Annotated in this window: 1 protein-coding gene; it reads left to right on the top strand. The window is 32.2% G+C overall.

Annotated elements, in window-relative coordinates:
- A partial coding sequence (locus tag AC3DEV_RS16745; protein WP_488372824.1) for a hypothetical protein occupies positions 1-474 on the top strand: 474 nt, incomplete at its 5' end.
- Positions 475-516: the final 42 nt, after the last annotated feature.

Raw genomic sequence — 516 nt, 5'->3', positions numbered from 1 at the left:
GTAGAGCTTTTGCGTGAAAAAGGATATCCCACTGTTGAATCAGGTTTTGATAATGCAAAAACAGGTAGTCAATTTTTCCACTTAGAACCTAAAAGCCCTATTGTTTTTGATCGAAAACAGTTGGAAGAAATTGAGAAAGCGTATAACGTTTCAATCACCACAGAATCATATAGCGAAGATGATTTGTATATATATTTCAATAATACAGACGATAAACTCAAAGAGCTTGAAGGCTGGGAAAAATGTCTAACTGCTTTTGCTGAAAGTGTTCCAGTTGTTGGTGAGGCTGACATTGCAACAAAAGGAGAGACTATAGATTTTATTCTTGATACTATCGCAACATTCCCAAAAGAAACTATTTTAAAAACAGCAACAACAGAAAAACAAAAAGAATTTGTTGAGAAAATCTATTTATGTAAAACAGAAGAAGATCTTGTTAAAATGTTTAATATTGATAATTCAGATGAAGAATAAAATCTTAATTGAACCAGAATGGGAAGCAGTCTTCCATGATTA

It is taken from the genome of Dietzia sp. IBK-p2-15D (assembly GCF_057773105.1).
Note: the sequence above shows the minus strand (reverse complement) of the source record. Positions and strands in the feature narration are given on the sequence as shown.